Origin of the sequence: Actinomyces sp. Z16, assembly GCF_003111765.1 — a bacterium.
In the GTDB taxonomy this organism is placed as follows: domain Bacteria; phylum Actinomycetota; class Actinomycetes; order Actinomycetales; family Actinomycetaceae; genus Actinomyces; species Actinomyces glycerinitolerans.
The window spans coordinates 2016717-2040664 of record NZ_CP027862.1 but is presented as its reverse complement, the minus strand read 5'-3'; the positions used below and the strand labels follow the sequence as shown (position 1 = coordinate 2040664).

Here is a 23948-nt window from a genome sequence, read left to right as displayed (position 1 = left end):
GCACATGACACCTGTTTACGGCTCTACGCGCCGCACCGGCCCGGGCGGTCCCTGGTCGATGCTCCGTCCCGGACCTCGTTCCGCGCTGCCCCGCATGCTCACTTGGGCGCCGCTGGGGCCGCGCGACAATACCGAGTTGGCCGAGCTCATCGCCCGTTCCGAGGCGGCGGACAACCCCCCATACCGCACCAGTGCCCAGGAGACCGCCGAGTACTTCGTGGACCCCACCTACTCGGGGGTGGCCGGCCGTGACGAGAACGGTGTCATGCGTGCCTTCGGACTGGTGCGACTGCGGCCGGCCGGAGAGATCTACGCCTCCATGACCGGGACGGTCGACCCGCAGTGGCGCAAGCGCGGCATCGGGGTGGCGCTGTTGCATTGGCAGACCGAACGGGCCCGGCACCTTATTGGCGCCGAGCGCGCTGGGGAGCCGACCGGCTCCTCAACGGTCGCAGTGCCCGCCCATATCGTCACCACCGTGCTGGAGGATGACGAACGCATGAAGGAGCACCTGGCCGAGCTGCGCTTCGAACCGCGCCGCTGGTATCGGGAGGTGCGCCGCCCGCTCTCCGAGCCCATCCCGGAGGTGGACCTGGATGGCTTCCTCACCATCGAGCCCTGGTCGGAGGAACTCGACGACGCCGTGCGCCGCGCCCACAACCAGGCCTTCGCCGACTCCGGCGGCGGCAGCATGAGCCCGGAGGAGTGGCGGGCCGGGCGCGCCTACTTCGCACCCCAGTGGAGCTTCGTGGCACTGGACCGGTCGGGAGACCGTGCCCGGGTCGCCGGCTATGCGCTCTCCAGCCGCTACGAGCAGGACTGGGAGGCACTCGGCTGGCGGGAGGGCTACACCGACGTCATCGGGGTGCTTGCCGATTACCGTTCCCGCGACGCCGGCCCGGCACTACTGACGGCGGTCATGCGCGCCTACGCCGCCGACGGCATGGAGTATGCGGCGGCCGGCTTCGAGTCAGACGACCCGAGCGGCGCCGTCGACCTGTTCCTCGACCTGGGGTACACCGCCACGCGCGGCACGATCCTGTACGGCCTGGACGTGTAGCCGCCGGTGCCCGCGGCCCAACCGGCCGGGGCGGGCCGCCGGTGGGCGTATGCGTCGGGCGCGTTTCGTCCCGGTGCTACGTTGAAGGCCCGTGAGTAACGCACCTGCACGTCCGGGCGGGAAGACCCCCGCCGTCCCTCATCACATCTTCGTCACCGGCGGTGTCGTGTCCTCCCTCGGCAAGGGATTGACCGCCTCCAGCCTGGGCCGCCTACTGCGCTCCCGTGGCATCAGTGTGGCCATGCAGAAGCTGGACCCCTACATCAACGTCGACCCGGGCACAATGAACCCCTTCCAGCACGGGGAGGTGTTCGTCACCGAAGACGGTGCCGAGACGGACCTGGACATCGGCCACTACGAGCGCTTCCTCGATGTGAACCTGTCCGGGGCCGCCAACGCCACCACCGGCCAGGTCTACTCCACCGTGATCGCCAAGGAGCGTCGCGGCGAGTACCTGGGCGACACGGTCCAGGTGATCCCGCACATCACCGACGAGATCAAACGGGTGATGCGCGCCCAGGCGGAACCGGATGACAGCGGTGCCACTCCCGACGTGATCATCACCGAGATCGGTGGAACCGTGGGCGACATCGAGTCCCAGCCCTTCCTGGAGGCCGCCCGGCAGGTGCGCGCCGACCTGGGGCGGGAGAACGTCGCCTTCGTCCACGTCTCCCTGATTCCCTTCCTGCCCGCCGCCGGTGAGCTGAAGACCAAGCCCACCCAGCACTCGGTGGCCACGCTGCGCAGCATCGGTATTCAGCCCGACGCCCTCGTACTGCGCACCGACCGGCCGCTGCCGGATGGCACCAAGGACAAGGTCTCGCGCATGTGCGACGTGGAGCCGGGCGCCGTCGTCGAGTGCCGGGACGTGGACAGCATCTACGAGGTGCCGCCCGCCCTGCACCGGGAGGGTTTGGACGCCTACCTGGTGCAACGCCTGAACCTGGCCTTCCGGGATGTGGACTGGACCGAGTGGAACGCCCTGCTGGAGCGCGTACACGCCCCGAAGCACCGCCTCGAGGTGGCGTTGGTCGGCAAGTACATCGAGCTGCACGACGCCTACCTGTCCGTCACCGAGGCGATCCGCCACGGCGGCTTCGCCTGCGACGCCGCCGTGGACATCCGCTGGATCGCCTCCGACACCTGCGAGACGCCAGCCGGAGCGCAGCGGGCGCTGGCAGGCGTCGACGCCGTAGTCGTCCCCGGCGGCTTCGGGATCCGCGGCATTGAGGGCAAGGTGGGTGCCCTGCGCTGGGCGCGCGAGCACCGCGTGCCCACCCTCGGGCTGTGTCTGGGCCTGCAATGCATGGTGATCGAGGCGGCCCGCAACTTGCTGGGCCTGAGCGGCGCCTCCTCCACCGAGATGGAGCCCGACACGCCCGACCCGGTGGTCACGACCCTGGACTCGCAACGCCGCTTCGTCACCGGCGGGGGAGACCTCGGCGGGACGATGCGCCTGGGCGCCTACCCGGCCCTGCTCACGCCGGGCTCACTGGTCGCGGAGGCCTACGGTGCCACCGAGGTGTCCGAGCGGCACCGCCACCGTTTCGAGGTCAACGACGCCTACCGCGACCGGCTGGAGGGGACGGGGCTGCATGTCACGGGTACCTCCCCGGACGGGCAGCTGACCGAGTTCGTTGAACTCGACCGGTCACTGCACCCCTACTATGTGGCCACGCAGGCGCACCCCGAGTTCAAGTCGCGCCCCACTCACGCCCACCCGCTGTTCGCGGGCCTGATCCGGGCGGCCCTGGCACGCCGGGACTGAGGGGTACTGTCATGGCCTCGCTGCGGGGAGGCCGCCCGCCTACAGTCGATGCCATGACGTTGACCGCATCTCCTAGTACCGCCGCGGAGGCCCCGGGCGGCTGTCCCGACCATGTCGGCTCGGTGGTTGACCATCGCCGCCTGACCGGTGAACGCGCGCTGTACGCCTCGCGCGACCTGACCATCGCCCACTCCACCTTCGCCGACGGCGAGTCCCCGCTCAAGGAGAGCCGCGGCCTGCGCATCAGCGACACCGTGTTCGAGTGGAAGTACCCGCTGTGGTACTGCCGGGACGTGTCGGTCACCGGCGGCGCCCTGCTGGAGACCGCCCGCTCCGGCATCTGGTACACCGACGACATCCGTCTGGACGGCACGCTGGTGGCCGCCCCCAAGACCTTCCGCCGCGGCCGCGGCATCAGCCTGCGGCGTGTAGACCTGCCGCATGCCGAAGAAACCCTGTGGAGCTGCCGGGAGATCACGCTTGAGGACGTGAACGCCACCGGCGATTACTTCGCCAAGGACGCCGCCGGTGTCACCGCCGAGCGGCTGCGCCTGACGGGCAATTACGCCTTCGACGGCGCCCGGGACGCGACCGTACGCGACAGTGTGCTGCTGAGTAAGGACGCCTTCTGGAACTGCGAGAACGTGGTGGTGGAGAACTCGATGATCGTGGGGGAGTACCTGGGATGGAACTCCCGCAACGTCACCTTCGTCGACTGCACCATCCAGAGCCTGCAGGGTCTGTGCTACATCGATGGGCTCGTCCTGCGTGGCTGTCGCCTGCTGGACACCACCCTCGCCTTCGAGTACTGCCGGGGCATCGACGCCGAGGTCATCGGCCACCTCGATTCGCTGACCGACCCTGCCGACGGCGTCATCCGGGCGGGCTCCATCGGCGAGCAGATCATTCATCCCGACCGGGTGGACCCCGCGGCCACCCGCATTGAGACCGGCTGGTCGCCCCAGGCGGTCGCATGAGGGCCCCCGCCGACTTCAACCTGGATGAGCCCACCGACCGGCGTGGCACCGGCTCATTGAAATGGGACGAGGCCGGACCGGACGAGTTGCCCATGTGGGTGGCGGACATGGACCTGCGCACCGCGCCCGTCGTGCGCCGGGCCCTCGCCCGGGTGGCCCGCGAGGGCCTGCTCGGCTACGCCGTCGTCACCGACGCCTACGAGCAGGCCGTCACCGCCTGGTGGGCACGCCGCCACGACTGGCCGCTCCAGCAAGACTGGCTGATCCCCACCACGGGGGTAGTCGCCGCGATCTCCTCGATCGTGCGCAGCGTGACCAACGTGTTCGAGAAGGTCCTGATCCAGCAGCCCGTCTACAACATCTTCACCAACAGCGTCCTGAACAACGGCCGGCGCCTGGTCACCAGTGACCTGCTGCAGGGTGAGAACGGCGAGTGGACGATCGACTGGGCGGATCTGGAGGCCAAGCTCGCCGACCCGCTGACCACGCTGATGATCCTGTGCAACCCGCACAACCCCGTCGGCCGAGTGTGGACGCGGGAGGAACTGGCCCGCCTCGGCGCACTCGCCGCCACCCACCACGTGACCGTCGTGTCCGACGAGGTCCACTGCGACGTCACCCTGCCCGGAGTGGGTTATACGCCCTTCGCCGCCGCCGCACCGGTGTGCGCCGAGGTGGGCATCACCTGCCTGTCGCCGTCGAAGGCCTTCAACACCGCCGGCGTCCACTCGGCGACGGTCGTCATCCCGGAGCCGCACCTGCGGGCCCGTGTGGAGCGCAGCCTGAACACCGATGAGGTCGCCGAGCCGGGCGTGTTTGCGGTGCCCGCGGTCGTGGCCGCCTACAGCGCTGAGGGGGAGGCCTGGTTGGGGGAGGTGCGTGCCTACGTCGCCGCCAACAAGGCGCGGGTGGCCGAGGTGGTGGCGGGTGAACTGCCCGGCTGCGCCGCCCCGGTCTCGCAGGCCACCTACCTGTCCTGGATCGACGTGCGCGCGCTGCTGTGCGGCGCCGGGGCGGTCGGCCGCAATGGCGGGGGAGCCGACGGCGCCGGGCCGGGTGGGCCGGCGGGCGCACCCGGGGACGCGACCGCCGCCCTGGCCGCCCACATCCGCTCCCGCACCGGACTGGTGCTCACGCCCGGCACCGCCTATGGGGCGGCCGGGGCCGGCTTCCTGCGTATGAACCTGGGCACCCAGCGCGCCCGCGTGGAGGACGGGCTCGAACGGCTGGTGCGCGGGGCGCGCAGCTGGGCGGCGAACGCCGGCTGAACGTTCGGGCCACGCGCCCAGGCCCTCTCGTATACGCAGCTGTGACGTTAATCGATTGACTTAACGTCGTCGTGAGCCTCACACTCGTGTTGACGGGCACAGCAGCCAGGCTCATGAGCGGACAGGAGGAGCGATGACGACCCTCGCCGAGGTCGCGGACGCCGCAAACGTCTCCACCGCCTCCGCCTCACTGGTGCTGTCCGGCAAGGCCAAGGGGCGTGTCTCCGAGGCGACGGCGGCGCGCGTGCGCGCCGCGGCAGAGGACCTCGGCTACGTGCGCGACGCACTTGCCGGCGGTATGCGCAACCGCCGCACCCACACCGTGGGGGTTCTCGGCGAGAACGTGCTGTCGACGCCGTACGCCGTCGCCATGATCGATGCGATCCTCACCGCCAGCCGGGAACTGGGCTGGTCGGTCCTGCTGACGGACTCCGGCGGAGCGCCGGAGCAGTCCCGCAGAGCGGTGCGTGAGCTGCGCTCACGGCGCGTGGACGTCATCGTCCACGCCGCCATGTACCACCAGCAGGTGCATGTGCCGCCCGAGCTGGCCAACGTCGCCGTACTGAACGGCTTCGCGGACCGGGACGACGTCGTCGGTGTCGTTCCGGATGAGGCGGCCGCCGCCAACACCGCCGTTACCCACCTGCTCGAGCTCGGCCACCGGCGCATCGGGCATATCACCCACGACGACTCGACGGTCGCCATCGGGCTGCGCCACACCGCCTACGAGAACACCCTCCGCGCCGCCGGGATCACCCCCGATCCCTCGCTCATCATCCGTGGCGGCAACGACCCCGAAGGGGCCGACGCCTCCGCCTGGAGACTGCTCGACCGCGCGGATCCCCCCACCGCGGTCTTCTGCTACAACGACGGCATTGCCGCCGGCGTGTATCGCGTCGCGGCCGCGCTCGGGCTCTCCATACCCGATGACCTGTCCGTGGTCGGTTTCGACGACCTGAAACTGATCTCCACCAATCTGGCGCCGCGACTGACCACCATGCGCCTGCCCCACTACGAGATGGCCGACTGGCTGGTGCGCCACCTGATCGCCGGCGACCTGCCCACACCGGCCACCACCCACCGCTGCCAATGCGACCTGATCGTCCGCGGCTCGACCGCGCCCGCATCCGCCTAGACCTTCGGCGGCCCACAATCCCCGGGATCGCCCCGATCCCGGTCAACCCAACAATTTAGGTGACACACGAAGGAGTGCTCATGTCCACCACTCGCCGCACCTTCCTCGGCCTTGGTGCTACCGCTGCCATCGCCGCCACTCTCGCCGCCTGCTCCTCCCAACAGGGCGGTTCCGGGTCCGGATCCGGCGCCTCGGGCGGCATCAGCCTGTGGACCCACAACGGCGGGAATGAGGAGGAGCTCGCCGTCGTCGAGAAGGCGGTCGCCGCCTTCAACGAGGCGAACCCCGATACCCCCGTTGAGCTCAAGTCGTTCCCGCAGGCCTCCTACAACGACTCCATCGCGGCCGCCGCTGTGGCCGGCGACCTGCCCGACATCCTCGACCTGGACGGCCCGATCATGCCCAACTGGGCCTGGGCCGGATACCTCGCCCCGCTCCAGATCTCCTCCGAACTGGAGAACAACATCATCGACTCCGCCAAGGGCTACTGGAACGACACCCTGTACTCGGTGGGGCCCTACGACACGTCGCTGTGCTTCCTGGGCCGCAAGTCCGCCTTCGAGGCCGCCGGCGTCCCGGTGCCGAGCATCGACGAGCCCTGGACCAAGGATGAGTTCGACGACGCGCTGGCGAAGCTGTCCGAACTAGAGGACTACGACTACGCCATCGACTTCTCCGTCGCGGACACCGCCGAGTGGTGGCCCTACGCCTACGCGCCGATGCTGCAGTCCTTCGGCGGCGACCTCATCGACCGGGAGACCTTCGAAACCGCCGAGGGTTTCCTCAACGGCGATGCGGCGGTGCAGTGGGGCGAGTGGTTCCGCTCCTGCTTCGAGAACGGGTACGCCTCGGAGACCCCGGCGACCGACGGGCAGGACTTCCTGCAGGGCAAGGTGCCCCTGTACTACGCCGGTGGCTGGAAGGTGCTCCAGTCGCAGGAGACCTTCGGTGAGGACGAGGTGCTCATTCTGCCGCCGGTGGACTTCGGCGAGGGCGCGCACGTAGGCGGTGGCTCCTGGCAGTGGGGCGTGTCCGCCACCAGCTCCAACCCCACCGCGGCCAACGCCTTCATCGAGTTCCTCATGCAGGACGAGTACCTGGTGGAGTACTCCAACGCCATCGGCAACTTCCCCTCCGTGCCCTCGGCTACGCCGAGCACCGAGTACTACAAGGAGGGCGGCGCGCTCGAGCCCGTGTACGAGATCGGCACCAAGTACGCCCTCCTGCGTCCCGCCACGCCCGGCTACAAGGTCATCTCCTCGATCTTCGACAAGGCCGCCCGCGACATCGTCTCCGGAGCCGACGTGAAGTCCACCCTCGACCAGGCGGTCAAGGACATCGACGCCGACATCAAGTCCAACAACGGCTACCAGGCCAGCTGATGACCGGTAACCCTCCTGCAAGTCCGGTGGGGGCGACTCGCGCCCCCACCGGGAAGGGAACTGCTATGTCTTTAGCATCAACCAAACCGAAGAAGAGGCGCGCCGGGCGGTCCGCCGCGTTGCGCCAGGAGGCGCGCACGGCCTGGCTCATGTCCACGCCCGCCCTGCTGCTGCTTCTGCTGTTCCTCGTCATCCCCATCGTGCTCACCTTCGTGCTGAGCTTCACCAACGCGCGGCTGATCTCCCCGAACCCGCCCCAGTTCATCGGGTTGGGTAACTTCACGCGTGCCTTCAGCGCCGACCCCACCTTCATGCGCTCACTGACGAACACCGCGTTCTTCGCGCTGATCGTCGTCCCATGCCAATCGGGCCTCGCCCTGGCACTGGCGATCCTGGTCAACCAGAAGGTCAAGGGCGTGACCGCGTTCCGCACCATGATCTTCATGCCCGTGGTCACCTCAATGGTGGTGGTCTCCATCCTGTGGAGCTTCTTCTACGAGGACGACGGCCTGTTCAACTCGATGCTGAACACCATCACGGGAGGCGGCTGGACCGCCGTCGCCTGGCTCAACAACCCCGGCACCGCCATGCCCGCGATCATCGTCCTGTCCATTTGGCAGGCCGTTGGCCTGCACATGATCATCTGGCTGTCCGGCCTGCAGGGCATCGACCCGGCCCTCTACGAGGCCGCCTCCCTGGACGGCGTCAACGGCTGGCAGCGCTTCCGCTACGTGACCTGGCCCGGACTGCACTCCACGATGGTGTTCATTCTCGTCACCATCACCATCGCCGCACTGGGCCTGTTCGTTCAGGTGGACGTGATGACCTCCGGCGGCCCGCAGGACGCCACCTCCACGCTCGTCTACCACGCCGTGCGCAAGGGCTATCGCGAGCAGGACATGGGATACGGGAGCGCGATCTCCCTGATCTTCTTCATCGCCGTGCTGCTGATCAGTCTCATTCAGCGGCGCCTGACCCGGGAGGACGACTGACATGACCGCCGCAGACACCAACAAGGACGTCGCCACTGCGCCGACGTCGCGCCGTCGCGGCCGGGCCGCCACCAAGCGGCGCTCGAAGATCCTGACCTACGTCGGGCTCACCCTTGCGGCGATCGTCGCCGTGTTCCCGCTGCTGTTCATGATCTTCTCCTCGCTCAAGCCCGACGCCCAGATCTTCTCCGACCTCGGCTCGCTGCGGGCCTTCCTGCCGGTGGGCGACCTGAGCCTGGACAACTACGCCGGCGTGTTCAACCGGGTCCCCGCCGGTCGCTTCATCGCCAACTCGATCATCGTGACGGTCGCAATCGTCGGCCTCGGGCTGATCGTCAACTCCATGATCGGTTTTGCCATCTCACGCATGCGGTGGAAGGGGAAGAACATCGTGCTCTCCCTGGTGTTGGCGACCCTCATGGTGCCCTTCGAGACCATCGCCGTGCCGCTGGTCTTCTGGGTGGCCAAACTGCCCTCCATCCAGTGGGCCGTCGACGGATTCCTGTTCAAGCAGGGCATGCTGAACACATACCAGGTGCAGATCCTGCCCTACATCGCCAACGCCCTGGCGATCTTCCTGTTCGCGCAGCACTTCGGTGACATCCCCAAGGAGATCGATGAGGCCGCCCGGGTGGACGGCGCGGGATGGTGGACCATCTACCGCAAGATCATCGTGCCGTTGTCCGGACCTACGTTCGCCACGGTCGCGATCATCACCATGCTGCCGGCGTGGAACTCCTACCTGTGGCCGCTGATGGTGATCCAGCAGGAGTCGATGCGGCCGGTGAGCGTGGGTATGCAGTACTTCTTCCAGCTCAACCCCGTGTGGGGGCAGATCATGGCCTACGGCACCCTGATCACCCTGCCGGTGCTGATCATCTTCGTCATCTTCCAGCGGTCCTTCGTGCAGTCGCTCGCGGGGACAGCAGTGAAGGGGTGACCGATGGCGCTCACGCTCCCAGACCACTGGCTGTGGGACCACTGGGTTGCCGACGACGGCGAGCAGTACCACCTGTTCTTCCTGCGCGCCTCTCGTGCACTGCATGATCCCGACCGCCGGCACTGGCGGGCCGCGCTGGGCCATGCCGTCTCCGACGATGCCCGCGACTGGCGGCTGCTTCCCGACGCGCTGGTGCACTCCGATGGGCCGGCATTCGACGACCAGGCCATCTGGACCGGCTGCACCGTGATGCGGCCCGACGGCGGCATGCGCGTGTTCTACACGGGCATCTCCCGCGCGGAACGCGGCATGGTGCAACGGATCGGGTGGGCGGACTCCGCCGATGGAATCACCTTCGAGCGCCGTTGCGCGGAGCCGCTTGAGGCCGATGGCCGCTGGTATGAGAAGTGGAACCCCGGGTATGCCTTCGACGAACCATGGCGGGACCCCTTCGTGTTCCAGCACGAAGGACGCTGGCACATGCTGATCACCGCCCGTGCCCGCGGCGTCGACCGCTTGCACGCCGGCGTCATCGGCCATGCCGTCTCCGACGACCTCGACCACTGGGAGGTACTGCCACCACTGACGGATCCGAGCAGGTTTGGCCAGCTCGAGGTAAGCCAGTCGCGGCAGGTCGAGGGACAGCACCTGCTGGTCTTCTCCTGCGGGGATGACATGCAGGCCGAGCCCGGCCCCGGCGGCGTGTGGATCGCCGAGGGGGCCGGGCCGCTGGGTCCGTGGGATGTGGATGCGGCACGCTATCTGCGGCCCGAGCATCTGTATGCCGGTCAGTTGTTCCGACTACGCGACGGGCAGTGGGTGCTGACCGGGTTCAACAATGTCGTCGACGGCGAGTTCGTCGGCTCCGCTCCGGACCCGCTGGCGTGGACGCAGGTAGAGCGCGTGGCGCGTATGCGGCCATAAGCAGGGGCATGCGCTCGGCGAAGCCACAGTGAGCGGCCCCGGCACCTGGGGAATCAGGTGCCGGGGCCGCTCGCGGCGTTTATACGTGGTCGCTGCCCGCTCAGCCGGCGAGCACGCCCTCCTCGGCCGGCTCGTCGATGCGCTCACGCTCCGGCTGAGACGGGGAGGACGGTGGACACGGCGTCCAACCGCGGGCTGGTGATCTCGGCCGCCGACAGACGCAGCATGAGGCTGAAACGCTCAGCTGAAACGTTCAATGGCGGCGGGTCAACGGCCGGGTAAGTTAGCACAGGTCGGCGCACTCCAAGTGCCACCCGGTGTCGGCTGCGGCAGAGTTGCGCCGTTTCTCACGGCCATACTTTGTCCGGGCATTCGTCCGGGCGAGTAGTGGAAGCGAGCTCCCCGGCGTCAACGTGCTCCATCGCACTTGCTGACGTCGCGGCGGAAACTTGCGAGACCGGAATTTGAGAACGAAGATGTTCGTTAAAATCTGGTGCACACAGGCGGAGCCAACCGGGGCCCCGCTGCCGCATCGCCCAGCCGCGGAGAGGAGTCAACCATGAGTCAGACCGACGACGACTCAACCCGCTCCCGAGTCCTTGACCTTATCGCCGAGAAGGGCCCCGTATCCGCCGCACAACTGGCCAAGGTCCTGGGCCTGACCCCCGCGGCCGTGCGGCGCCACATCACCGCGCTGGAGCAGGCCGGGCAAATCGAGGCCCACGCCCCCGCTGCCAACGGCAAACGCCGTCGCGGCCGCCCGGCACGCTTCTACGTCGCCACTCCCGACGCCCGCACCACCTTCGGCGAGGGCTACTCGGAACTGGCCAACCGCGCCCTGTCCTACCTGTCTCAGGTCGGCGGGGAGAAGGCGATCGACTCCTTCGCCGCCTCCCGCGGACGCGATCTGGAGCGCCGCTACATGCCGATCGTGGAAGCCGCCGGCAAGGATCCCGCCGACCGGGCGCGCGCCCTGGCGGATGCCCTGACCCTGGACGGCTACGCCGCCACCGTCCGCGACGTCGGCGACGGCACCTTCGCGGTGCAACTGTGCCAGGGCCACTGTCCGGTGCGCGACGTCGCCGGGCACTTCCATGAGCTGTGCGACGCCGAGACCCGCACCTTCGCCCGCCTACTCGGCGTCCCCGTGCAACGCCTGGCCACTCTCGCGGGCGGCGAGCACGTATGCACCACCCATGTACCCATCGCCATGCCCACCCTGCGCAAGCGCGCGGTCCGGGCGGCAGACCAGCGGAGCCGTCGGCCCCGCGTAACGGAAGGAAACTGATGACAGCACCCGTGACGGAAAGCGTGCGCAGTAGCGACGACGAGATCATCGACTCGATCTCTGAGACCTATGAGTACGGCTGGCACGACTCCGACGCCGCCGGCCTGTCCGCACGGCGTGGCCTGGACGAGCAGGTGGTGCGCGAGATCTCCGCACTCAAGGGCGAACCCGAATGGATGCTGCAGAAGCGGCTGAAGGCCTACGACATTTTCCAGCGCAAGCCCATGCCCACCTGGGGCGTGGACATGTCCGACTTCGACCTGGACCAGGTCAAGTACTTCGTCCGTTCCACGGACAAGCCCGCCAACTCCTGGGAGGACCTGCCCGAGGACATCCGCAACACCTACGACCGGCTCGGCATCCCTCAGGCGGAGCGCGACCGGCTCGTGGCCGGTGTCGCCGCCCAGTACGAGTCCGAGGTCGTCTACGAGCAGATCCGTGAGGATCTTCAGCAGCAGGGCGTCATCTTCCTGGACACCGACTCCGCCCTGAAGCAGTACCCCGAATTGTTCAAGGAGTACTTCGGCTCTGTGGTCCCCGCCGGCGACAACAAGTTCGCCGCCCTTAACACCGCCGTCTGGTCGGGCGGTTCCTTCATCTACGTGCCGCCGGGCGTTAAGGTCGAGATCCCGCTGCAGGCCTACTTCCGCATCAACACTGAGAACATGGGCCAGTTCGAGCGCACCCTGATCATCGCCGACGAGGGCTCCTACGTGCACTACGTGGAGGGGTGCACCGCCCCCATCTACTCCACCGACTCTCTGCACGCCGCCATCGTGGAGATCATCGTCAAGAAGAACGCCCGCGTGCGCTACACGACCATCCAGAACTGGTCCAACAATGTCTACAACCTGGTCACCCAGCGCGCCACCTGCGCCGAGGGCGCCACCATGGAGTGGGTGGACGGCAACATCGGTTCCAAGCGGAACATGAAGTACCCGGCCGTATTCCTGATGGGGCCTCACGCCCGCGGCGAGGCGCTGTCAATCGCCTTCGCCGGTGCCGGCCAGCACCAGGACACGGGCGCCAAGATGATCCACATGGCGCCCCACACCTCCAGCCACATCGTCTCCAAGTCGATCTCCCGCGGCGGCGGCCGCTCCGGCTACCGCGGTCTGGTGCAGATTCAGAAGAACGCCCGGCACTCCAAGTCCAATGTCCTGTGTGACGCGCTGCTGGTGGACGAGATCTCCCGCTCGGACACCTACCCATATGTGGATGTGCGCACCGACGACGTCGAGATGGGGCACGAGGCCACCGTCTCCAAGGTCAGTGCCGACCAGCTGTTCTACCTGATGCAGCGTGGACTGACCGAGACGGAGGCCATGGCCACGATCGTGCGCGGATTCGTCGAGCCGATCGCCCGCGAGCTGCCCATGGAGTACGCCCTGGAGCTCAACCGGCTCATCGAGCTGCAGATGGAGAACTCCGTCGGCTGACGCCGTCCCCGTACCCTCCCCGACCACGAGCCGCCGGCAAAGCGCCGGCAAGGAGCACCAATGCCCGAACTGAAAACCGACCACTCGCGTGCAGCGCTCGAGGGGCACATTCGCACGGCCAGCGCCGCTACGTTTCCTCGCGCGCCGACCGGCCCACCTCCTTCGACCCGGCCGACATCCCCGCGCCGCATGGACGCGAAGAGGAGTGGCGTTTCACCCCGATCAAGCGCTTCGCACCACTGTTCGACCTCGACGCCGTCACCGCCGGCACCGCCGCAAACCCGCTCAGCGTGGACATCGACGCCCCGGCGGGAGTCGGAGTCGAGACCGTCTCCCGGGACGACCCGCGGCTGGGCGTCGTCGGCGCCCCCGTGGACCGCACCGGCGTCGTCGCCTGGGCCGCCTTCCACGACGCCACGGTCGTCACCCTGCCGGCGGGCGCCGGGCTGGAACGGGCCGTGCGCGTGACCACCACGGGCACCGACACGGGGCTGGAGCACCCCGCCGCCCAGCACATCCGCATCGCGGCCCTGGGCGACTCCGTTGCCACGGTTGTTCTGGACCACCGCGGCACCGCGGCACTCACGCAGACGGTGGAGGCGACCGTCGCCGACGGCGCCGAACTGACCCTGGTCACCATCCAGGGCTGGGAGGACGCTGCCATCCACGCCTCCAACCACCGCGTGCGTGTGGAGGGGCGGGGCACCCTCAAGCACGTCGTCGTCTCCCTGGGCGGAGACGTGCGTATCTGCTCCGACCTCGGCTTCAAGGGCGAGGGCGGCCACATCGACGCCTACGGCGTGTACTTCACCGACGCCGGCCAGCACCAGGAGCACCGCCCCTACGTGGCCCACACCGAGCCGCACTGCTACTCGCGGGTGGCCTACAAGGGCGCCCTACAGGGGCAGGGGGCGCACTCGGTGTGGGTGGGCGACTGCCTGATCGGCGCCGGCGCTCGCGGCACCGACACCTACGAGCTCAACCGCAACCTGGTGCTCACCCAGGGCGCCAAGGCGGACTCCATCCCCAACCTGGAGATTGAGAACGGCAACATCGTGGGCGCCGGCCACGCCTCCGCGACCGGCCGCTTCGACGACGAGCAGCTGTTCTACCTGCGCGCCCGCGGCATCCCGGAGATGGAGGCCCGCCGGCTGGTGGTACTTGGCTTCTTCAACGAGATCGTCGCAGAGATCCGCGTGCCCGAGGTCGAGGAACGGCTCATGGCCGCCATCGAGCAGGAGCTCGAACTGAACGCGCTCGTCTCCGCCCGCGAACAGGCCACAGCGGCCGAGTAGCCCCGCGTCACCCCGTCCGGGCCACCCCGGCAGACCATCCACCAATCAGCCTCACGGATAAAGAAGAAGACAAGCAGCGATGAGTACCCTCGAGATCAAGAACCTCCACGTCCAGGTCGCCACCAACGACGGCCCCAAGCCCATCCTCAAGGGCGTCGACCTCACCGTCGCCTCCGGCGAAGTGCACGCCATCATGGGTCCCAACGGCTCCGGCAAGTCGACCCTGGCCTACTCCATCGCCGGCCACCCCGACTACGAGATCACCGACGGCGAGGTGCTGCTCGACGGCGAGAACCTCCTGGACATGACCGTCGATGAGCGGGCCCGCGCCGGCCTGTTCCTGGCCATGCAGTACCCGGTGGAGGTCCCCGGCGTCACCGTCTCCAACTTCCTGCGCACCGCCAAGACCGCCATCGACGGCGAGGCCCCCAAGGTGCGCCAGTGGATCGGGCAGGTCAACCAGGCCATGGAGAACCTGCGCATGGACCCCGCCTTCGCCCAGCGCGACGTCAACGCCGGCTTCTCCGGCGGCGAGAAGAAGCGCTTCGAGATCCTGCAGATGGAACTGCTGCGCCCCCGCTTCGCCATCCTGGACGAGACCGACTCCGGCCTGGACATCGACGCCCTGCGCATCGTCTCCGAGGGCGTCAACCGCCTGCACGACTCCTCCGACGCCGGCTTCCTGCTGATCACCCACTACACGCGCATCCTGCGCTACATCAAGCCCAGCCACATCCACGTGTTCGTGGACGGGCACGTCGCCGAGGAGGGCGGCCCGGACCTGGCCGACCGGCTGGAGGAAGAGGGCTACGACCGCTTCGTCGCCTGAACAGCCCCAATCCGCCGGCGTCTCGCCAGCACCAGCCCCCGCAGGAGACCAAACGCAAATGATTGAAACGCCCCAGTCGCCCCAGAGCCAGGTGGGTGACGCTCCCGGCGCGGACGCGCCGCTGACCGCTGCCGAGGTCGACGCTCTACGCGCCGACTTCCCCTACCTGGAGCGTCCGGCCCGCAACGGTGAGCCGCTGGCCTACCTCGACTGGGCCGCCACCAGTCAGAAGCCGGTCGGCGTCATCCTCGCGGAGGCCGACTTCTACCGCCGGTCCAACGGTGCCGCCGGGCGCTCCACCTACCAGCTGGCCGACGAGGCGACCGCCGTGTGGGAGGACGCGCGCGACGCCGTCGCCGCCTTCGTCGGCGCCCGCGGCAGCCAACTGGTGTTCACCAAGAACGCCACCGAGGCCATCAACCTGGTGGCCCTGGCCATCGGGCACGCCAGCCTGTCCCGGCCCGCCGGCCACGGCGGGCCGGCCGCGGGAGCCACCGACCCCTCCGCCCGGTTGCGCCTTCGCCCCGGCGACGAGATCGTCGTGACCGTGGCCGAGCACCACGCCAACCTGGTGCCCTGGCAGGAGCTGGCCGCCCGCACCGGCGCCATCCTGCGCTGGCTGGACCTGACCGCGGACGGGCGCATCGACCTGGGCACGGTCGACGTCATCACCGACCGCACCAAGGTGCTCGCGCTGACTCACGCCTCCAACGTCACCGGCGCGGTCACCCCGCTGGAGGGCATCCTGCCGGCCGCCCGCAGCGCCGGCGCCCTGGTGGTGCTGGACACCTGTCAGTCCTCTCCGCACCTGCCCCTGGACTTCGCGGCGCTGTCCGCGGCCGGAGTGGATGCGATGGTGCTTTCCAGCCACAAGATGCTGGGCCCCACCGGTATCGGTGCCCTGGTGGCCACCGAGGAGCTGCTGGACGCGATGCCGCCGGTGCTCACCGGCGGGTCCATGATTGAGACCGTCACCATGGCCTCCTCCACCTACATGCCTGCCCCCGCGCGTTTCGAGGCCGGCAGTCAGCCGCTCGCCCAGGCCGCCGGCTGGCACGCCGCCGTCGACTACCTGGCCGAGGTGGGTCTGGGGCGGCTGCACTCCCGCGAACAGGTGCTGCTCGACCGGGCCCTGCGGGGCATGGCGGAGGTGCCCGGGCTGCGTCTGCTCGGTCCCGCCGATGCCCACGACCGCGTCGGCGTGGTCGCATTCACGCTCGACGGGGTGCACCCGCATGATGTCGGTCAGGTGTTGGACGCCGCCGGTGTAGCGGTGCGCACCGGCCACCACTGCGCCCAGCCGGTCCACGCCCACTTCGGGGTGCCGTCTTCTTCACGGATATCCTTCGGCCCGGTGACCACACCCGCGGAGATCGACCGCTTCCTGGAAGCCGTCGCCTCCGTCCGCGGATACTTCCAGAGGTGAACATGAACGATCTTGATCAGCTCTATCAGCAGGTAATCCTCGATCACTCGCGAGAGCGCCACGGCTCCGGGGCGCTGGAGGCCCCGGACTCCACCTCCCACCAGGTCAACCCGACCTGCGGGGATGAGGTCACATTGGGTGTGCGCGTGCGCGACGGACGCATCGAAGCCGTCGGTTGGGAGGGGGACGGCTGTTCCATCTCCCAGGCCTCCATCTCCATCATGCACGACCTCGTCGACGGCGCCGACCTGACCACGGTGGCGCGGCTCGAGGGCGACTTCGATGCCCTCATGCACTCGCGCGGCCGCGGCGTGGACGACTCGGTGCTGGACGAGCTGGAGGACGCCGCCGCCTTCGAGGGCGTGTCCAAGTACCCCAATCGCATTAAGTGCGCGCTGTTGGGATGGATCGCGCTCAAGGATGCGTTGCTGAAGGCAGGCGTCCCGCTGGACGCCGCCAAGGCGGACTGAAACCGCCTGTGCGGCGGGCTTCCGCCCGGCCGCCCCAAAACCACAGCCCCTGTCTCAATCCACCAGGAGGAGTTATGAGCGAGACCGCTCCGGCCACCAACCCGATGGCCGCGCAGCACGCGCCCACCAGCGTCGCGGACGTGGACGTCGCCGCCATTGAGGAGGCACTGCGCGACGTCGTCGACCCCGAGCTGGGAATTAACGTCGTCGACCTCGGCCTGCTGTACGGCATCTCGATCGAGCCCGACGGCACCGTCGTGCTCGACATGACCCTGACCACCGCCGCCTGCCCGCTCACCGACGTGATCGAGGAGCAGGTCCAGCAGGCGCTCGGGTTCATCGTCGACAAGGTGCGTGTGCAGTGGGTGTGGCTGCCGCCGTGGGGCCCGGACCGGATCACCCCGGAGGGCCGCGACCAGCTGCGCGCCCTCGGTTTCAACGTCTGAGACGCGCGTAGGCGAAGGCAGACTGCAGCCCACGTCCGGCAGGCTGCCGCCCGATGGCCGGGTGCAGGTCACGGCGGTGCGCCACCACCGCGCCCGCCATTGTCCCCGTCGCGCCGACCAGGACCAGCCAGACCATTGTTGGATCGCCCGCCTGAGCGAACAGCCCTGCGTCAATCATCGACTGCGGCAGGTCGAGGCTGGGGCCGAGCTGGGCGATTCCGAGCCCTGCGAGCAATGGTGCCCATGCCAGCCACCGTAGCCGTGGCCAGGCGCCACCCAGCAGCGCGGTGACGCCAGTGCAGGCCGCTGCGGCGGGCCACTGGCCGGCGACCAGCCGCAGCGCGTCATCGGCGGTGGTGTCCAGCAGCGCGTGTCCCACCAGCCCCGCGACCAGAGCGGCCGCACCGAGCGTGAGCCCCGCTGCGAACAGTGCGACCAGACACTGGCCGATTAGCAGCCGCGCCGGCCCGGTGCCGGTGGAGCGTTGCGCCTCAACCAACCCGGAGTACTCCTCGGCCGCGAAGCGTCCCGTCAGCGCCACCGATTGCGTGCAGGCCAGGGCCGCCACCAGCACGCCGATGTAACCCAGGAATCCCGTGCCTGGATCGCCACCGCCCAGCAGCGAGCTGAACGTGCCGCCGTCCACCGCTCCCTGCCGGGCCAGTTCAACCATGTTCTCGCCCATGGCCGTGAGCACCCCGGCGATGGCGGCGGCGGCCAGCGCCCACGCCAGCAGCTGGCCGCGCGAGCGCCGCAGCGCGAGCGTCATCGGTCCGCGAACCCGCAGTGGACGGTGCCGGCCCGGCCCGATGCGGATCAGTCCGGCCCCCAGGTCGCGGCGGCGCGCGGCGCCCGCCGCCGTGGCAAGCAGAATCACCAGGGCGGCGCCCGCGATCGCTGCGGGCTGCCAGTTGTTCTTCCCGCCGGGATCAATCGCGCTGCGCAGCGCGAACGGCGACCAGGCACCCGCCCACCCCCACCCCTGGGCGGCCCACGCCCCGTGCCCCGCATACAGCACAGCCAGTGCTGCGAGCCCGGCGCCGCGCGCGCCGGTGGCGTCTGTGGTCAGCTGTGCGAGCAGGACCGTGACTGCCGCCAGCAGGGCACAGGTTCCGGCCACGGCGATCCCATAGGCGGTCGCATCCGCCGCCCCGGCGCCCTCCAACGCGAGGATCCCAACGCCCGCGCCGATGCCGAGCAGCACACACTGCGCCCCGAGCATCAGGCTGACGCCGACCAGCTCACCGACCGGACCGACGCCGCCGCCGCGCAGCATCTCGGAGCGCCCACCGTCCTCCTGGGCGCGCGTGACCGCAACCGCGCGCAGCACCACCACGATCCCCAGCAGCAGACAGGTCAGCGCCCCGAGTTCCCAGACCGCGAGCTGCACGGCGTCGGCGCCCTCGGGCAGCTCACCGTAAAGGGCCGTTAACGACTTGGATATCCTACTCATCGCCACGGCACGCGCCAGATCGGCGGCTGTGGCGTAGGTGGTCGCGTAGTTCGGGGCGAGCAGGCCGGTCAGCAGGGCGGCCGCCGTCGGCAGGACCAGCAGCCAGGCGCGTTCCTCCCGGGCGATGATGCGGGCGGTGCGCAGGGCGTGTCGTATGAATGTCGGCGGGGTGATCATCGGGCCTGGCCCTCGTAGTGACGCAGGAACAGGTCCTCCAGGGACGCCGGGGTGCAGGTGATCCCCTGGGCACCCGCGGCAATGAGGGCGCTCAACGTCTCCGGAACCTCGGCAGCGGGAACCGATATCCGCGTCACACCATCGGTTCCCGGTGGCGGAGCGTTCGAGCCTCGGGGGAGAGCGGGAGCGGCGCCGTCGGGGAGGCGGCAGGTAATGGTCGAGTTGCGCAGGTGCCGCAGAGCGGCCAGCGTGCCGGTCTCCACGGTGCGCCCGTCCTTGATGATGGTGACCGCGTCGCATACGCGGTCGACCTCGTCCAGCAGATGGCTGGACAGCAGCACCGTGCGGCCCCCGGTGGCCGCCTCGCGCACACAGGTCTGGAAGACCTCCTCCTGGAGCGGGTCGAGCCCGGTGGTGGGCTCATCCAGGATGAGCAACTCGCAGGGCGCCGCCAGGGCCGCGATCAGGGCAACCTTCTGCCGATTACCCTTGGAGTAGCTGCGCACCGGCTTGGAAGGATCCAGGCTGAATGCCACGATCAGCTCCGCCTCACGGCGTCGATCGCGGCGGCCGCGCAGCGCGGCGAAGGCATCCAGCGTCTGCGCCCCGGTCAGACTCGGCCACAGCGCCACATCCCCGGGCACATAGGCGGTGCGACGGGTAATGGCGCCCGCCTCCTGCGCCGGATCACGGCCCAGCACCCGCACCTCGCCGGAATCGCGACGGTACATGCCCAGAAGTACCCGAATCGTGGTGGACTTGCCGGCGCCGTTGGGGCCGAGGAAGCCATGGACCTGACCGCGGCGCACGTGCAGGTCCAGGCCGTCCACGGCGTGCAGGCGGCTAAAGGTCTTGACCAGTCCGGCAACCTCGATTGCCGGTTCCTGGATCGGTGAACCGACGGGGGCTGGCCTGGTGACAGTAACTGTGGGTGTCATGCGCCCAGGTTCGGGTGCGACGTCGCGTCACACTCAAGGTGTTGCGCGCCAGCGGGCGATCGCTTCTGTTAGTTGCCGTTCCATTTCGCCGGCCAATCGGGCGCCACCGGCTCCAAGGTGTGCAAACAGCTTGAACAGGGGCGCAATGGCAGCGGCATCAACGCTATCGGCGAGTTCACGGCAACGCCGTGGGCCGAGCGTGCGCTCGAACCGCGCAATGTTCTTTGCGGCCTGTGCCTCGACCTGGGAGTCGGTCAGACTGTCGGTGTCCTGACCGTAGGCCACGAGCGCGTCGGCGTCCTCGCCGTCGTTCGGTCCGGGGAACAGGTACTGTGCCTCGGGCGGCATGTGCCCGCTGTAGCAGGCCACATCGACCAGGTCACGGTCGCGGCGCACGGCCGCCCGTGTCCGCTCATCGGGGGCCTCCGCCTCCAGCCGGTCGAAGAAGGCGACCATGCGCGGCGGCATGGGGGAGACGGTCAAGCCCTCTCGCGCGCGCTCCAGCAGGGAGGCGAGCATGTCCCGCTGGCGGGTCACCTCCGTCAGATGCTCCTCAATCACGGCCAGGGCTCCGGACAGGTCGTCGAGCACGGCGGCATCCGTGGAGACCACTTCGTCGGTGGGGGAGTCCAGGATGCGGGCGATGGACTTCAGCGGGACGCCGGCCTGGACCAGCCAGCGGATGCGTGACAGGCGAGCCACATGGCTTATGTCGTAGTCGCGCCAGCCGCCGCGCTCTTCGGGCACGGGCAGAAGACCCTGCTTGTGGTAGTAGCGCACGGTGCGGACCGTGGTGCCGGTGAGTCGGGCAATTTCGGCGACGCGCATGGGAGGGGGCTTTCTCCTTCGGTCGAGTCCAGGCGCCTCGGCTCAGGGCAGGTCCGGGTCCTGGGCACCCAGGACGGCCTCGCGCAGCACGCGGGCGTGGGTGTGTACGTGGTCGTGGCCGGCGAACAGCAGCGTCACCCGGCCGGCCAGGGCGCGACGGCGCAGCTCCGCCACGGCTGCGGCCGCCTCGGGCCGCTCGGCGAGTTCGGCGCGGTAGGCGTCGACGAACCGCGGCCAGTCCAGCTCGCCGGAATGGAATGCCTTGCGCAGCGTCGTCGTGGGGGTGGCGTCCTTCGCCCAGTCGTCCAGCGCGGCCCGCTGCTTGCTCACTCCCCGCGGCCACAGCCGGTCCACGAGCACCCGCAGGCCGTCGTCGGGCGCCGGAGTCTCACGCACCCCCTTCAGGACGACGGCGTCGGAACAGGGCAGGGCGGCGGACGGGAGGACGGGGCCGGAGGCGGGGCTCATGGCACCACCGTAGGCGTCCACGGCCCCGCCGTCACCGGCCCAACAACGGCTGTTCAACGCCACAGCCTGGTGCTGAGCCAAGCCGCGAACCCCACGACCGGGACACAGCCGATCAGCGCCACGATCGTCTCCATGCCGATGATGAACAGGTAGGCGATCAAGCCCGACGCCGCCAGCCAGACGGCCGCGATGCGCAGGGCCGGTGGCAGTGCGGTGACCAGGTACGCGCCGAGGGCGATGAGCACCAGGCCCCCGGCCGCGAAGGACATGAAGTCGCCGCTGAACATGCTGACCAGCACGACCGTGCCTCCCCAGACTATGGTGAGAATACCGCAGGCGGTCAGGCAGATCCCGGTGGTGGCGCGGCCGCTCAACCGGATCTTGATGTTGCTGGTCGTCATTCTGCTCTCCTTACGGAAGGTTGTCGGATGTGACTGTTCGCCGTGAGGCGGGCATCAAACGTTGGTCGTCGAGGCCGCCAGAGCACGCCCCCAGGTGCGGGCGGCCGCCTCCTCGCCGTCGGCGAGGGGCCCCGACTGCCCTTGAACCAGGAAGCTCCTGATCGACGGCGCATCCCGACCCCGCCCGCGCCGCAGGGCCTTGATAATCGCCTTGGCCGCCGAGCCGCTCAGCCAGCTCTTGGAGGTCACCGTGTCAAAGACGGCCGTGGTGAGGACGGGCGGAATGGTGGTGCGCGCCAGCCATTCGCGCATGCCGCTGTTCGGCGCGGCGGCACCGGCCTGCTTACCCGCCTGAGCGCGCGTGGCCGTGGTCGGCAGTCCCCGGTTGTGGGTGGGAGCTCCCAGAATCAGCAGATCGAGCTTCGCGGGCAGCGAGGCGGGTGCTTGGACCGCATCAAGGACCCGGGCCTGGGCGCCGGCATCCGTGAGCCCGGCGGCTACGGCCTCGGCGATCGTCCGGGTGTTGCCGAAGCAGGACTCGATGACGATGAGCGCGGTGGGTGCGGTGGCCATGGTTCCTCCCGGTTGTCGGCGGTGCCCCGGGTGGGGCGGACGCACCCAGCGTCGGGTGTGACGTTGCGTCGCACGCAAGCGGGTACCGGTTGCGATGGCCCGGTTCGGAGCTGCTGGCGGCCCGGCGGTGAGCAACCTTCGAGTCGAGCCACAACTCATCGAACTGTGCGCCCGGAGTTAGGCACTGCCCGCCACCTTGCCAGTGGGACCGCAGGGGACTCGCAGCTGCACGTCGTGGGATGGAGGCCGGCGGGCCGTAGGGCTCCGCCAACCAGCCGCTCACGGTCGTGTCCGTGAGCGAAACACATCCACGACCTGCAGAAGAGGGAGAACAGCATGACTGTGCGAATCGGAATCAACGGCTTCGGTCGGATCGGCCGCACCTACCTAAGGGCCGCCCTGGCCAACCACGCGGACATCGAGGTGGTCGCCGTCAACGATCTCACCGACGCCGCCACGCTGGGCGTCCTGCTCGAATGGGACTCCGTCAGTGGCCGCCTGGACGATGTCCACGTTGACGGCGACGCGCTCGTAGTGGGCGGCCGCCGCATCGCGGTCTTCTCCGAGCCCGATCCCGCAGGTATCCCGTGGGACAGCGTGGGGGCCGATGTGGTCATTGAGTCCACCGGCTTCTTCACGGACGCGGCCAAGGCCGCTGCGCATCTGGAGGGCGGCGCGAAGAAGGTCATTGTCTCGGCTCCCGCGAAGGGCGACGTCCCCACCTTCGTCCTCGGCGTCAACGACCGTGAACTCGACGTCAATGCCGCCGACGTCTTCTCCAACGGCTCGTGCACCACGAACTCGCTGGCACCGCTGGCGAAGGTCCTCAACGATCTGGTGGGCATTGAGACCGGCCTCATGACCACGATCCACGCCTACACCGGCGACCAGCGCCTGCACGACGCACCGCATCGCGACCTGCGCCGTGCCCGTGCCGCGGCCGAGTCGATCATCCCGACCTCCTCGGGAGCGGCCCGCGCCATCGGGGCCGTCATTCCCGAACTCGAAGGCCGCCTGACCGGGGCCGCCCTGCGTGTGCCGGTTCCCGTTGGCTCAATCACCGACCTGACCGTCGTCGCCCGCCGGACGGCGACCGTCGAGGAGATCAATGCGGCCTTCCGGGAGGCAGCGACCAACGGGTCGCTCGCCGGGTATCTGCAGTACTCCGAGGCACCCATCGTCTCCCGCGACATCGTCGGCAACCCGCACTCGTTGATCTTCGACGCCCCGCTGACCGCGGTCATCGGCAACGAGGTGAAGGTCTTCGGCTGGTACGACAACGAGTGGGGCTTCTCGAACCGGCTCGTCGAGTTCTCCTACATGGTCGGCTCTCAGCTGGCCGCCTGACGTACGACTTCTCGTCACACGTACGCGTTTTGGAGTTATTCAACATCCCTACGCGGGGAAAGCTCCAAAGCGCGTACGTGAGAGGCGAACGCGTACGTGAGATGGAGCGCCGCTGCCGCGGTGG

22 protein-coding genes and 1 pseudogene are annotated in these 23948 nt (G+C 69.0%); 17 read left to right on the top strand and 6 right to left on the bottom strand.

Annotated elements, in window-relative coordinates; translation table 11 throughout:
• The first annotated feature begins 4 nt into the window (after positions 1-4).
• The 16 genes and pseudogenes from C3B71_RS08445 (at position 5) to C3B71_RS08370 (ending at position 17639) form a co-directional block, all read left to right on the top strand.
• Positions 5-1060: a GNAT family N-acetyltransferase gene (locus tag C3B71_RS08445; protein ID WP_108967372.1), complete on the top strand. Its 1056-nt coding sequence runs from the start codon at positions 5-7 to the stop codon at positions 1058-1060.
• 91 nt (positions 1061-1151) lie between these two features.
• Positions 1152-2828 (top strand): CTP synthase, encoded by a 1677-nt coding sequence (locus C3B71_RS08440; RefSeq protein ID WP_108967369.1) that lies wholly within the window; start codon positions 1152-1154, stop codon positions 2826-2828.
• Positions 2829-2881: 53 nt separating this feature from the next.
• Positions 2882-3805 (top strand): DUF3737 family protein, encoded by a 924-nt coding sequence (locus tag C3B71_RS08435; protein WP_108969720.1) that lies wholly within the window; start codon positions 2882-2884, stop codon positions 3803-3805.
• Entirely contained in the window at positions 3802-5073 is a 1272-nt protein-coding gene (locus tag C3B71_RS08430; protein ID WP_108967367.1) for a MalY/PatB family protein, read from the top strand. The genes C3B71_RS08435 and C3B71_RS08430 overlap by 4 nt, the downstream gene beginning before the upstream one ends.
• Before the next feature lie 133 nt (positions 5074-5206).
• A complete protein-coding gene (locus tag C3B71_RS08425; protein ID WP_108967365.1) occupies positions 5207-6208 on the top strand; it encodes a LacI family DNA-binding transcriptional regulator in 1002 nt (333 codons plus the stop codon).
• 80 nt (positions 6209-6288) lie between these two features.
• Positions 6289-7590, top strand: coding sequence for an ABC transporter substrate-binding protein (locus C3B71_RS08420; RefSeq protein ID WP_073331671.1), 1302 nt, complete (start codon positions 6289-6291; stop codon positions 7588-7590).
• Positions 7591-7655: 65 nt separating this feature from the next.
• Positions 7656-8582, top strand: a complete 927-nt coding sequence (locus C3B71_RS08415) for a carbohydrate ABC transporter permease (protein WP_108967363.1) — start codon at positions 7656-7658, stop codon at positions 8580-8582.
• Between the two features lies 1 nt (position 8583).
• Positions 8584-9522: a carbohydrate ABC transporter permease gene (locus tag C3B71_RS08410; protein WP_073331677.1), complete on the top strand. Its 939-nt coding sequence runs from the start codon at positions 8584-8586 to the stop codon at positions 9520-9522.
• A gap of 3 nt (positions 9523-9525) precedes the next feature.
• Positions 9526-10446: a glycosyl hydrolase family 32 gene (locus C3B71_RS08405; protein ID WP_108967361.1), complete on the top strand. Its 921-nt coding sequence runs from the start codon at positions 9526-9528 to the stop codon at positions 10444-10446.
• A 559-nt stretch (positions 10447-11005) separates the two neighbouring features.
• Positions 11006-11734 carry a helix-turn-helix transcriptional regulator gene (locus C3B71_RS08400; protein ID WP_108967359.1) on the top strand — a complete coding sequence of 243 codons (729 nt, stop codon included), beginning with the start codon at positions 11006-11008 and terminating at the stop codon, positions 11732-11734.
• The gene (sufB, locus tag C3B71_RS08395) at positions 11734-13173 is read left to right on the top strand and encodes a Fe-S cluster assembly protein SufB (protein WP_108967356.1); all 1440 of its coding nucleotides are present in this window, start codon (positions 11734-11736) and stop codon (positions 13171-13173) included. The genes C3B71_RS08400 and sufB overlap by 1 nt, the downstream gene beginning before the upstream one ends.
• Positions 13174-13233: 60 nt before the next feature.
• A pseudogene (gene sufD, locus C3B71_RS08390) lies at positions 13234-14468 on the top strand (Fe-S cluster assembly protein SufD).
• Between the two features lie 79 nt (positions 14469-14547).
• Positions 14548-15297 (top strand): Fe-S cluster assembly ATPase SufC, encoded by a 750-nt coding sequence (sufC, locus tag C3B71_RS08385; RefSeq protein ID WP_108967354.1) that lies wholly within the window; start codon positions 14548-14550, stop codon positions 15295-15297.
• A gap of 58 nt (positions 15298-15355) precedes the next feature.
• Positions 15356-16723, top strand: coding sequence for an aminotransferase class V-fold PLP-dependent enzyme (locus C3B71_RS08380; RefSeq protein ID WP_108967351.1), 1368 nt, complete (start codon positions 15356-15358; stop codon positions 16721-16723).
• A 2-nt stretch (positions 16724-16725) separates the two neighbouring features.
• Complete coding sequence (gene sufU / locus C3B71_RS08375) at positions 16726-17193, top strand: Fe-S cluster assembly sulfur transfer protein SufU (RefSeq protein ID WP_073331697.1); 468 nt, start codon at positions 16726-16728, stop codon at positions 17191-17193.
• A 74-nt stretch (positions 17194-17267) separates the two neighbouring features.
• Positions 17268-17639: a metal-sulfur cluster assembly factor gene (locus C3B71_RS08370; protein ID WP_073331699.1), complete on the top strand. Its 372-nt coding sequence runs from the start codon at positions 17268-17270 to the stop codon at positions 17637-17639.
• Here the strand turns inward: C3B71_RS08370 and C3B71_RS08365 are convergent.
• Genes C3B71_RS08365 through C3B71_RS08340 form a run of 6 tightly spaced genes read right to left on the bottom strand, consistent with a single transcriptional unit; the run spans position 17629 to position 22477 of the window.
• Complete coding sequence (locus C3B71_RS08365; protein ID WP_108967349.1) at positions 17629-19269, bottom strand: hypothetical protein; 1641 nt, start codon at positions 19267-19269, stop codon at positions 17629-17631. The two genes, C3B71_RS08370 and C3B71_RS08365, sit on opposite strands and share 11 nt — an antisense overlap.
• On the bottom strand, positions 19266-20207 hold the full coding sequence (locus C3B71_RS08360) for an ABC transporter ATP-binding protein (protein ID WP_108967347.1): 942 nt from the start codon (positions 20205-20207) through the stop codon (positions 19266-19268). The genes C3B71_RS08365 and C3B71_RS08360 overlap by 4 nt, the downstream gene beginning before the upstream one ends.
• A 33-nt stretch (positions 20208-20240) precedes the next feature.
• Positions 20241-21035: a MerR family transcriptional regulator gene (locus C3B71_RS08355; RefSeq protein ID WP_108967345.1), complete on the bottom strand. Its 795-nt coding sequence runs from the start codon at positions 21033-21035 to the stop codon at positions 20241-20243.
• 42 nt (positions 21036-21077) lie between these two features.
• Positions 21078-21503 (bottom strand): DUF488 domain-containing protein, encoded by a 426-nt coding sequence (locus C3B71_RS08350; protein ID WP_181574828.1) that lies wholly within the window; start codon positions 21501-21503, stop codon positions 21078-21080.
• 53 nt (positions 21504-21556) lie between these two features.
• Positions 21557-21904 (bottom strand): hypothetical protein, encoded by a 348-nt coding sequence (locus tag C3B71_RS08345; protein WP_108967343.1) that lies wholly within the window; start codon positions 21902-21904, stop codon positions 21557-21559.
• Positions 21905-21958: 54 nt separating this feature from the next.
• Complete coding sequence (locus C3B71_RS08340) at positions 21959-22477, bottom strand: flavodoxin family protein (protein WP_108967341.1); 519 nt, start codon at positions 22475-22477, stop codon at positions 21959-21961.
• 336 nt (positions 22478-22813) lie between these two features.
• Between C3B71_RS08340 and gap the strand changes: the two genes are divergently transcribed.
• Positions 22814-23824 carry a type I glyceraldehyde-3-phosphate dehydrogenase gene (gene gap, locus C3B71_RS08335; RefSeq protein ID WP_108967339.1) on the top strand — a complete coding sequence of 337 codons (1011 nt, stop codon included), beginning with the start codon at positions 22814-22816 and terminating at the stop codon, positions 23822-23824.
• Positions 23825-23948 lie beyond the last annotated feature (124 nt).

Coding starts and splice junctions, on each gene's coding strand:
- C3B71_RS08445 (WP_108967372.1), top strand. CDS start 5: ATGACACCTGTTTACGGCTCTACGCGCCGCACCGGCCCGGGCGGTCCC.
- C3B71_RS08435 (WP_108969720.1), top strand. CDS start 2,882: ATGACGTTGACCGCATCTCCTAGTACCGCCGCGGAGGCCCCGGGCGGC.
- C3B71_RS08430 (WP_108967367.1), top strand. CDS start 3,802: ATGAGGGCCCCCGCCGACTTCAACCTGGATGAGCCCACCGACCGGCGT.
- C3B71_RS08425 (WP_108967365.1), top strand. CDS start 5,207: ATGACGACCCTCGCCGAGGTCGCGGACGCCGCAAACGTCTCCACCGCC.
- C3B71_RS08420 (WP_073331671.1), top strand. CDS start 6,289: ATGTCCACCACTCGCCGCACCTTCCTCGGCCTTGGTGCTACCGCTGCC.
- C3B71_RS08415 (WP_108967363.1), top strand. CDS start 7,656: ATGTCTTTAGCATCAACCAAACCGAAGAAGAGGCGCGCCGGGCGGTCC.
- C3B71_RS08410 (WP_073331677.1), top strand. CDS start 8,584: ATGACCGCCGCAGACACCAACAAGGACGTCGCCACTGCGCCGACGTCG.
- C3B71_RS08405 (WP_108967361.1), top strand. CDS start 9,526: ATGGCGCTCACGCTCCCAGACCACTGGCTGTGGGACCACTGGGTTGCC.
- C3B71_RS08400 (WP_108967359.1), top strand. CDS start 11,006: ATGAGTCAGACCGACGACGACTCAACCCGCTCCCGAGTCCTTGACCTT.
- sufB (WP_108967356.1), top strand. CDS start 11,734: ATGACAGCACCCGTGACGGAAAGCGTGCGCAGTAGCGACGACGAGATC.
- sufC (WP_108967354.1), top strand. CDS start 14,548: ATGAGTACCCTCGAGATCAAGAACCTCCACGTCCAGGTCGCCACCAAC.
- C3B71_RS08380 (WP_108967351.1), top strand. CDS start 15,356: ATGATTGAAACGCCCCAGTCGCCCCAGAGCCAGGTGGGTGACGCTCCC.
- sufU (WP_073331697.1), top strand. CDS start 16,726: ATGAACGATCTTGATCAGCTCTATCAGCAGGTAATCCTCGATCACTCG.
- C3B71_RS08370 (WP_073331699.1), top strand. CDS start 17,268: ATGAGCGAGACCGCTCCGGCCACCAACCCGATGGCCGCGCAGCACGCG.
- C3B71_RS08365 (WP_108967349.1), bottom strand. CDS start 19,269: ATGATCACCCCGCCGACATTCATACGACACGCCCTGCGCACCGCCCGC.
- C3B71_RS08360 (WP_108967347.1), bottom strand. CDS start 20,207: ATGACACCCACAGTTACTGTCACCAGGCCAGCCCCCGTCGGTTCACCG.
- C3B71_RS08355 (WP_108967345.1), bottom strand. CDS start 21,035: ATGCGCGTCGCCGAAATTGCCCGACTCACCGGCACCACGGTCCGCACC.
- C3B71_RS08350 (WP_181574828.1), bottom strand. CDS start 21,503: ATGAGCCCCGCCTCCGGCCCCGTCCTCCCGTCCGCCGCCCTGCCCTGT.
- C3B71_RS08345 (WP_108967343.1), bottom strand. CDS start 21,904: ATGACGACCAGCAACATCAAGATCCGGTTGAGCGGCCGCGCCACCACC.
- C3B71_RS08340 (WP_108967341.1), bottom strand. CDS start 22,477: ATGGCCACCGCACCCACCGCGCTCATCGTCATCGAGTCCTGCTTCGGC.
- gap (WP_108967339.1), top strand. CDS start 22,814: ATGACTGTGCGAATCGGAATCAACGGCTTCGGTCGGATCGGCCGCACC.